The sequence below is a fragment of the Duganella sp. FT27W genome (assembly GCF_009295655.1).
In the GTDB taxonomy this organism is placed as follows: Bacteria; Pseudomonadota; Gammaproteobacteria; order Burkholderiales; family Burkholderiaceae_D; genus Rugamonas; species Rugamonas zoogloeoides.
The window spans coordinates 1-273 of the sequence record NZ_WHIV01000030.1 but is presented as its reverse complement, the minus strand read 5'-3'; the positions used below and the strand labels follow the sequence as shown (position 1 = coordinate 273).

At 52.7% G+C, this 273-nt stretch carries 1 rRNA gene; it reads right to left on the bottom strand.

Features of this window, described 5'->3' with window-relative positions:
• A 16S ribosomal RNA gene (locus tag F8197_RS28295) occupies nucleotides 1–273 on the bottom strand; the annotation flags it as partial.

Sequence of the window (273 nt, the reverse complement as noted above, 5' to 3'; positions counted from 1 at the left end):
ACAGTCTTACAAAACCGCCTGCGCACGCTTTACGCCCAGTAATTCCGATTAACGCTTGCACCCTACGTATTACCGCGGCTGCTGGCACGTAGTTAGCCGGTGCTTATTCTTCAGGTACCGTCATTAGCGCTCTGTATTAGAAAACACCGTTTCTTCCCTGACAAAAGAGCTTTACAACCCGAAGGCCTTCTTCACTCACGCGGCATTGCTGGATCAGGCTTGCGCCCATTGTCCAAAATTCCCCACTGCTGCCTCCCGTAGGAGTCTGGACCG